This window comes from Mycobacterium sp., assembly GCF_051006775.1.
Classification (GTDB): Bacteria; Actinomycetota; Actinomycetes; order Mycobacteriales; family Mycobacteriaceae; genus Mycobacterium.
Genome location: NZ_JBPCSX010000171.1, coordinates 1 through 8,137, shown reverse-complemented (window position 1 = coordinate 8,137; position 8,137 = coordinate 1). Strand labels below are relative to the sequence as shown.

The following is an 8,137-nucleotide window of genomic DNA, read 5'->3' as shown; positions in this document are numbered from 1 at the left end:
TACACCACCCTGGTGTACGCGACGCTGAGCATCGCGGCGCTGTCGATGGCGGTGTGGGCACACCACATGTACGTCACCGGTGCCGTGCTGCTGCCGTTCTTCAGCCTGCTGACGTTCATGATCGCGGTGCCCACCGGCGTCAAGTTCGTGAACTGGATCGGCACCATGTGGAAGGGGCAGTTGACCTTTGAGACGCCGATGCTCTGGTCCTTCGGCTTCCTGGTGACCTTCCTGCTGGGTGGCCTGTCCGGCGTCATGCTGGCCAGCCCGCCCGTGGACTTCCACGTGTCGGACACCTACTTCGTGGTGGCGCACTTCCACTACGTTTTGTTCGGCACCATCGCCTTCGCCACCTACGCCGGCGTGTACTTCTGGTTCCCGAAGATGACCGGGCGGATGCTCGACGAGCGTCTGGGCAAGCTGCACTTCTGGATGACGATGGTCGGCTTCAACCTCACCTTCCTGGTACAGCACTGGCTGGGCAACGAGGGCATGCCGCGGCGCTACGCGGACTACCTGCCCACCGACGGCTTCACCACGCTGAACATGATCTCGACCGCCGGTGCCTTCCTGCTGGGCGCCTCGGTGATCCCGTTCTTCTGGAACGTGTTCAAGAGCTGGCGCTACGGCGAGGTCGTCACCGTCGATGACCCGTGGGGCCACGGCAACTCCCTGGAGTGGGCCACCAGCTGCCCGCCGCCCCGGCACAACTTCACGGAGCTGCCGCAGATCCGTTCGGAGCGGCCGGCCTTCGAGCGCAACCACCCGCACATGGTCGAGCGCCTCAGGGCTGAGGCCTACATCGGGCGCGGCCACTAATCCGAGGCTGAGGCCGGCGGCGAGTCCGTTCGCCGTACAGGGGCTGCGATGACCGTTGAGAAGGTGTCGGTGCTGATCACCGTCACCGGAGTGGACCGGCCCGGGGTGACCTCCGCGCTGTTCGAGGTGCTCTCCGCTCACGAGGTCGATCTGCTCAACGTCGAACAGGTGGTGATCCGGGACCGGCTCACCCTCGGAGTGCTGGTGTCGGCCCGTCCCGATATCGCCGCCGGAGATTCGCTGCGCGACAACGTCATCGCGGCCATCCACAAGCTCGGCCTGGACGTCACCATCGAACGCAGCGACGACGTTCCGATCATCGACGAACCCTCGACCCACACCATCGTCGTACTGGGCCGACCCATCACCGCCGCCGCGTTCGGGGCGGTGGCCCATGAGACGGCCGCGCTGGGTGTCAACATCGACTTCATCCGCGGCATCTCCGACTACCCGGTGACCGGGCTGGAATTGCGGGTTTCGGCCCCGCCGGAGGCGGGCGGCCGGCTCAAGGAGAACCTGGCCAGGCTGGCCTCCGAGCAGGGCGTCGACATCGCGGTGGAGAGCTACGGTCTGGAGCGACGGGCCAAGCGCCTCATCGTCTTCGATGTGGACTCCACCCTGATCCAGGGCGAGGTCATCGAAATGCTGGCCGAGCGGGTCGGAGCCGGGGAAGCGGTGGCGGCCATCACCGACGCCGCCATGCGCGGTGAGATCGACTTCGCCGAATCCCTGCACCAGCGGGTGGCGACGCTGGCCGGTCTGCCTGCCGAGGTCCTCGACGAGGTCGGCGCCGAACTGGAATTGACCGCAGGCGCCCGCACCACGATCCGTACGCTGCGCCGGCTGGGATTCCACTGCGGCGTGGTCTCCGGAGGCTTCCGGCAGGTGATCGACCCGCTCGCGCATGAGCTGATGCTGGACTTCGTCGCTGCCAACGAGCTTGAGATCATCGACGGCAAGCTGACGGGGCGGGTGGTCGGTGAGGTGATCGACCGGGCCGGAAAAGCCAAGGCGCTCAGGGGCTTCGCCCAGCAGGCGGGGGTGCCGATGGAGCAGACGGTGGCTGTCGGCGACGGCGCCAACGACATCGACATGCTCACCGCGGCAGGCCTCGGGGTGGCGTTCAACGCCAAACCTGCGCTGCGAGAGGTCGCCGACGCCTCGCTGAGCTATCCCTATCTCGATGCGGTGCTGTTCATCCTCGGGGTTACCCGCGCCGAGATCGAGGCCGCCGACGCCGTCGACGGCGTGGGCCGCCGGGTCGAGATCCCCCCGCAGTAATGGTGGCTTCGATACGGCACGATGGGCAGGTGCCCTCCGAACCCGTCGACCTTGTAGATGGTGACCTGCTGATCGACTTCCGCGAGGTCGCACTGCGTCGCGGCGGACGTACCCTGGTCGGTCCGGTCACCTGGCAGGTCGAACTCGACGAACGCTGGGTCGTCATCGGTCCCAACGGAGCGGGCAAGACCTCCCTGCTGCGGATGGCCGCCGCGATGGAGTATCCGTCGCAGGGAGTCGCGACGGTCCTGGGTGAGCGCCTCGGCCGGGTTGATATGAGCGAGCTGCGGCAGCGGGTCGGCCTGAGTAGTTCGGCTCTGGCCCAGCGTGTTCCGGATGACGAGCTGGTGCGCGACGTGGTGGTGTCGGCCGGCTACGCGGTCCTGGGCCGGTGGCGGGAGGACTACGACGAGGTCGACTACCTGCGCGCGGCCGACACCCTGGAGAGCGTGGGAGCCGAGCATCTCCTCGACCGCACCTACGGAACGCTCTCGGAGGGCGAACGCAAACGCGTGTTGATCGCACGCGCGCTGATGACCGATCCCGAACTACTGCTGCTCGACGAGCCTGCGGCCGGGCTCGATCTCGGCGGCCGCGAGGAACTGGTCGCGAGGCTCTCAGATCTGGCCGCCGACCCCGACGCGCCTGCGCTGGTTCTGGTGACCCATCATGTCGAGGAGATCCCGCCGGGTTTCAGCCACTGCCTGATCCTCGCTGAGGGCGGGGTGGTGGCCACCGGTCTGCTGCAGGACACCCTGACCGCGGAAAACCTGTCCGCGGCGTTCGGTCAGGCGATCGCAGTCGACACCATCGACGGCCGGTATTTCGCCCGTCGCGCACGTACCCGGCCGGCCCACAGGAGACGCTCATGACGGACCAGGAACCGATTCCGGTGCGGCCGGCCGCCACCGTGATGCTGGTACGCGATACCTCTGATGGAATCTCGGTGTTCCTGATGCGCCGGCATGCGGCAATGGAATTCGCCGCCGGCATGACGGTGTTTCCCGGCGGCGGCGTCGACGAGCGTGACCGCAACGCAGATATCGCCTGGTACGGTCCACGACCCGACTGGTGGGCGCAACGCTTCGGTATCGAGACTGATCTGGCCGAGGCGCTGGTGTGTGCGGCTGCCCGGGAGACTTTCGAGGAATCCGGCGTGCTGTTCGCCGGTCCGGCTGACGATCCCGACACCATCGTCGCCGACGCGTCGGTCTACCGCGAGGCGCGGGCCGCACTGGATGACCACAGCCTCTCCTTCGGGGACTTCTTGCGCACCGAGAACCTGGTGCTGCGTGCGGATCTATTGCGGCCGTGGTCGAACTGGGTCACTCCGAAGGAGGAGCGGACCCGCCGCTATGACACCTACTTCTTCGTCGGGGCATTGCCGGAAGGCCAGCGCGCCGACGGTCACAACAGTGAGTCCGATCAGGCTGGTTGGGCCCGGCCGGACGCCGCAATCGAGGACTTCGCCGAGGGTCGCGCACTGCTGCTGCCGCCGACCTGGAGCCAGCTGGATTCACTGACCGGCCGCACCGTCGAAGATGTCCTCGCACTGGAACGGCAGATCGCCAAAGTGCAGCCTAAACTCACTGTGACGCAGGATAATTGGGAAATCGAGTTTTTCGACAGCGATCGCTACAACGCTGCGCGACATCGCGGAGGCAAGTTGAAGGGCGATTTCTGAGCATGCGCGAATTCGTCCACGTTCACGTCAGTGACCAGTATCCGGGCCTGGGCACCGTGGTCCTGGACCGCGAGCCCACCAACACGCTTACCCGGCAGGCCTTCCGCGAACTGACCGCGGCCGCTGTCGAGGTGTCCCGGCGCGATGACATCGCGGTGGTGATCCTGTTCGGCGGGCACGAGTTTTTCTCCGCCGGCGACGATGTGACGGAGTTACAAAGCCTCAACCCCGAGGAGGCCGCCACCGCCGACCGGGTGCGCGCTGCGGCGCTCGACGCGATCGCCGCCATCCCCAAGCCGACCGTCGCCGCGGTCACCGGCTATGCACTGGGATCCGGGCTGAGTCTGGCGCTGGCCGCCGACTGGCGGGTGTGCGGGGACAACGCCAAACTCGGTGCCACCGAAGTTCTGGCCGGCCGGGTTCCGGTAGGCGGCGGATGTGCGCGGCTGGCCCGGGCGGTGGGATTCTCCCGAGCCAAGGAGATGAGCTTCAGTGGCAGGTTCGTCGGTGCCAAGGAGGCACTGACACTCGGCCTGATCGACGAACTGGTGGCGCCCGACCACGTCTACGACTCCGCGGTGGCCTGGGCGAACCGTTTCGTGGACCTACCGGCGGCGGCACTGGCCGGAGCGAAGGCCAGGATCGACGGATTAGGCTGCCCCTCATGAAGGACGCTTCACCCGAGGTCGCCGCTGATGCGGCTCCGGCCCCCATGCCACACGCCACCGCAGAACAGGTAGAGGCGGCGCTGAAGGACTCCAAGCTCGCTCAGGTGCTCTATCACGACTGGGAGGCCGAGAGCTATGACGACAAGTGGTCGATCTCCTATGACAAGCGTTGCGTCGACTACGCGCGCGACCTGTTCGACCAGACGGTGCCGGAAGCCGAACTGCGGAAGCTGCCCTACGAGCGGGCGCTGGAGTTGGGCTGCGGCAGTGGGTTCTTCCTGCTGAACCTGATCCAGGCGGGGGTGGCCCGCCGTGGATCGGTGACCGATCTGTCGCCGGGGATGGTCAAGGTCGCCGTCCGCAACGGCCAGTCGCTGGGACTGGACATCGACGGACGCGTCGCTGACGCCGAGGGTATTCCCTACGACGACGACACTTTCGACCTCGTTGTCGGGCACGCGGTGCTGCACCACATCCCCGACGTGGAGAAGTCGCTGAGCGAAGTGGTACGGGTGCTCAAACCCGGGGGCAGGTTCATCTTCGCCGGTGAGCCCACCACCGTCGGAAACGCCTACGCACGGAAGTTGGCGGACCTGACCTGGAAGACCACCGTGCGCGCAATGAAACTGCCCGGTCTGAAGAGCTGGCAGCGTCCCCAGGAGGAGCTCGACGAGAACTCCCGGGCCGCGGCCCTGGAGTGGATCGTCGACCTGCATACCTTCGATCCCGCCGACCTGGAGCGGATGGCCGGTAATGCCGGTGCGATCGAAGTGTCCACCACCACAACCGAATTCACCGCCGCGATGCTGGGCTGGCCGCTGCGCACCATCGAGTCGACTGTGCCGCCGGGCAAGTTGGGCTTCGGTTGGGCGAAGTTCGCCTTCGGCAGCTGGATCACGCTGAGCTGGATCGATGACAACCTGTGGCGGCGTGTGGTGCCGAAGGCGTGGTACTACAACGTGATGATCACCGGGATCAAGCCGTCCTGACGTTCACCCGAGCCGATGTCGACTATCTGACCGGCGATGTGGGTGCCGCCGCGCTCGCGGAGGTGGCCGGCTTCGCACTGACGGACACCAGTCGCATCGCCGATGTCGCCGCCGTCCGCACAAAGTACGGCGAGCACACCACCGCGCTGGTCGAGACGACACTGCTGCGGCGCAAAGCGGTCATCAAGTTCCCCGGCGTGGACGTCGCGAACTGGTTGTTCACCGACGCGGCGTTGCAGCAGGCCACCACCTCGGCGGTAGCCCGCCACCGCGCCCAGCGACTCACCGGCGCCGCGGTGCATGACGCCACCTGCTCGATCGGCACCGAATTGGTTGCACTGGCCGGCACAGCGGACGCAATTCTGGGCAGTGATATCGACGAGGTGCGATTGGCGATGGCACGCCACAACCTCGGCCCGCGGGTGCCGCTGTGCCGCGCCGACGCACTACACCCGATCAGCCGCGACGCGGTGGTGCTACTCGACCCCGCCCGCCGGTCGGGCGACCGCCGGCGCTTTGACCCGCGTGCCTATCAGCCGCCGTTGGATGCGCTCGCCGAGGTGTACCGGGGTCGCGAGACGGTGGTCAAATGCGCGCCGGGTATCGACTTCGCAGCAGTTCGCGCACTCGGCTTCGACGGCGAGATCGAGGTGACCTCGGTCGGCGGATCCGTCCGCGAGGCTTGCCTTTGGTCACCGGGGTTGGCCGGGTCCGGAATTCGGCTGCGAGCAACGGTTCTCGACCGTGGTGAGCAGATCACCGACGCCGATCCGCATGACTGCCCGGCCGGGCCGCCGGGCCGTTGGATTGTCGACCCCGACGGGGCCATTGTGCGAGCCGGGCTGGTGCGGCACTGGGCCGCCCGGCACGGTCTCTGGCAGCTCGATCCCGACATCGCCTATCTGACCGGGGACCGCATTCCTGACGGGGTGCGCGGATTCGAGATTCTCGAGCAGGTTCCGGTGCGGGAAAAGGCACTGCGGCAGGCACTTTCAGCACAGGACTGCGGCTCGTTGGAAATTCTGGTGCGCGGAGTCGATGTCGATCCCGACGCGCTGCGCCGGCGGCTGCGCCCCAGCGGTGGTCAGGCACTCTCGATTGTGATCACCCGGATCGGCACCGGTTCGGCCGCACGTGCGGTGGCCTTCATCTGCCGCCCGTCGCGCAACGGCTGACGGCTCTCGACCGGCTACGCTGGATGTGTTGATCGTCGGCGAAAGGGCCGTTATGCGCTCGTGTGTTCTGGCCGCGTTAGTGACAGCGGGCCTGCTCGCATCGCCGGTGGCCTCAGCTGCCCCCGACGGCTGTGCCGCCCTCGGTGGCGCCGTCGAGGACCGGGGTATGTGCCACGTCCACGCCGCGACCCCGGCGTACACGATGAATCTGAGATTCCCGGCCACCTACTCCGACGAGCAGGCGATCGTCGACTACCTCATTCAGACTCGGGACGGTTTCACCAACCTCGCTGAAGAACCGGGCGGGCGGAACCTGCCCTACGAGCTGGACGTCACCTCGCAGTCATTCCGCTCTGGGCAGACCAGCAGCGCGGTCCTCAAACTCTTCGAGAACGTCAACAGCGCCCATCCGACGACCTGGTTCAAGTCGTTCACCTACAACGTCGACAAGGGTCAGCCGGTCACCTTCGACACCGCGTTCCCTCCTGGTGCGCTGGAGAAGATCTTCCCGCTCGTGCAAAGCCAGCTGGAAACCGAGACCGGACTGACCGGATCGATCTCCGCTGCCGACGGTCTGAACCCGGCGCACTACCAGAACTTCGCCATCACCGATGCGTCGGTGATCTTCTTCTTCGGCCGCGCCGAACTGCTGCCCTCGTACGCAGATGCCACCTCCGTGGTCATACCGCGCAGCCAAATTCCGCCGCTGCAGCTTTAGCCGGGGCTGGATCCGATTTAGCCGGGGCTGAAGCTGTACACCTGGCCTGCGCTGGTCGCCACGACCACCCTGCGGTCGAAACCCACCGAAACCCCGACCGGGAATCCGGCCGCCTCCGGCAGCGGGTAGCTGTTGACCGAGCGGCCCTCATCGGCCGGGTTGAACACCAGCAGCGACATCCGATCCGGCCCGTCGGCCACCACGGTGTAGGCGGTATCCGGGCCGGCCTGGCTGGAGGTGGTCAGCGGGGTGATGTCCTCACGGCGCCACAGCGGTTCGGCCTTATCTCCGGAGTCACGCAGAGCGACCAGCCGGGTGTCAGGTCCGCCTCCGGCGATGATCACGCCGTCCGGGCCGACCGTCGGCGGTGTCAGTGGCTGGAAGTCCAGTGCCGCAGACCATTTCGCTTTTCCGCTCGCGGAGTCGAGTGCCCACAGCCTCCGGTCGCGCCCGCTGACGTAGACGGTCTCCCCGTCGACCGAGAGCACCGGGGAGCCGATCGGTCCGCCGTCGACGGCTTCGCTGGTCCACTCCCGGCTGAGCAGCGGGGTCTGGCCGGGCTGATAGCGCAATGCGGTGAGCACCGGCGCCGGGGCGCCGGGCTGCCACAGACTCAGCACCACCATCTTGCTGGCGGGGGAGAAGGCCGGCGCTGAGGCAACAGGGCAGGCCGGCAGGGACTGCTGGCAGTCGGTCAGGCCGCGGGTGGCGTCGGTGGGGTCGATCCCGACGACGAGGTCCAGTGGTGTGCTCACCACATCTCCGCGGTGGGAGTCGAACACCAGCACCTGACCCAGATGGGT

General features: G+C 67.0%; 9 protein-coding genes. 8 read left to right on the top strand and 1 reads right to left on the bottom strand.

The features are described from left to right. From ACR2JI_RS12485 to ACR2JI_RS12450, 8 genes are all read left to right on the top strand, one after another. A partial coding sequence (locus ACR2JI_RS12485) for a cytochrome c oxidase subunit I (RefSeq protein ID WP_526390390.1) occupies positions 1 to 819 on the top strand: 819 nt, incomplete at its 5' end. Positions 820 to 867: 48 nt separating this feature from the next. Further along, the gene (gene serB, locus ACR2JI_RS12480; protein WP_526390389.1) at positions 868 to 2,100 is read left to right on the top strand and encodes a phosphoserine phosphatase SerB; all 1,233 of its coding nucleotides are present in this window, start codon (positions 868 to 870) and stop codon (positions 2,098 to 2,100) included. 11 nt (positions 2,101 to 2,111) lie between these two features. After that, positions 2,112 to 2,972: an ABC transporter ATP-binding protein gene (locus ACR2JI_RS12475; RefSeq protein WP_526390391.1), complete on the top strand. Its 861-nt coding sequence runs from the start codon at positions 2,112 to 2,114 to the stop codon at positions 2,970 to 2,972. Continuing rightward, complete coding sequence (locus tag ACR2JI_RS12470) at positions 2,969 to 3,784, top strand: NUDIX hydrolase (RefSeq protein WP_526390388.1); 816 nt, start codon at positions 2,969 to 2,971, stop codon at positions 3,782 to 3,784. The genes ACR2JI_RS12475 and ACR2JI_RS12470 overlap by 4 nt, the downstream gene beginning before the upstream one ends. 2 nt (positions 3,785 to 3,786) lie before the next feature. After that, the gene (locus ACR2JI_RS12465) at positions 3,787 to 4,452 is read left to right on the top strand and encodes an enoyl-CoA hydratase (RefSeq protein ID WP_526390387.1); all 666 of its coding nucleotides are present in this window, start codon (positions 3,787 to 3,789) and stop codon (positions 4,450 to 4,452) included. Continuing rightward, positions 4,449 to 5,441, top strand: coding sequence for a class I SAM-dependent methyltransferase (locus ACR2JI_RS12460; protein ID WP_526390386.1), 993 nt, complete (start codon positions 4,449 to 4,451; stop codon positions 5,439 to 5,441). Before ACR2JI_RS12465 ends, ACR2JI_RS12460 begins: the two co-directional genes overlap by 4 nt. Continuing rightward, positions 5,399 to 6,616 carry a THUMP-like domain-containing protein gene (locus ACR2JI_RS12455; RefSeq protein WP_526390385.1) on the top strand — a complete coding sequence of 406 codons (1,218 nt, stop codon included), beginning with the start codon at positions 5,399 to 5,401 and terminating at the stop codon, positions 6,614 to 6,616. Before ACR2JI_RS12460 ends, ACR2JI_RS12455 begins: the two co-directional genes overlap by 43 nt. 52 nt (positions 6,617 to 6,668) lie before the next feature. Next, entirely contained in the window at positions 6,669 to 7,334 is a 666-nt protein-coding gene (locus ACR2JI_RS12450; RefSeq protein WP_526390384.1) for an esterase, read from the top strand. 17 nt (positions 7,335 to 7,351) lie between these two features. Here ACR2JI_RS12450 and ACR2JI_RS12445 read toward each other — a convergent pair. After that, on the bottom strand, positions 7,352 to 8,137 hold a 786-nt coding region (locus tag ACR2JI_RS12445), incomplete at its 5' end, for a BamB-related PQQ repeat family beta-propellar protein (protein ID WP_526390383.1).

Excerpts from the sequence above, each read along its gene's own strand:
- ACR2JI_RS12470 (WP_526390388.1), top strand. The coding sequence starts at position 2,969 with ATGACGGACCAGGAACCGATTCCGGTGCGGCCGGCCGCCACCGTGATG.
- ACR2JI_RS12450 (WP_526390384.1), top strand. The coding sequence starts at position 6,669 with ATGCGCTCGTGTGTTCTGGCCGCGTTAGTGACAGCGGGCCTGCTCGCA.
- ACR2JI_RS12460 (WP_526390386.1), top strand. The coding sequence starts at position 4,449 with ATGAAGGACGCTTCACCCGAGGTCGCCGCTGATGCGGCTCCGGCCCCC.
- serB (WP_526390389.1), top strand. The coding sequence starts at position 868 with ATGACCGTTGAGAAGGTGTCGGTGCTGATCACCGTCACCGGAGTGGAC.
- ACR2JI_RS12465 (WP_526390387.1), top strand. The coding sequence starts at position 3,787 with ATGCGCGAATTCGTCCACGTTCACGTCAGTGACCAGTATCCGGGCCTG.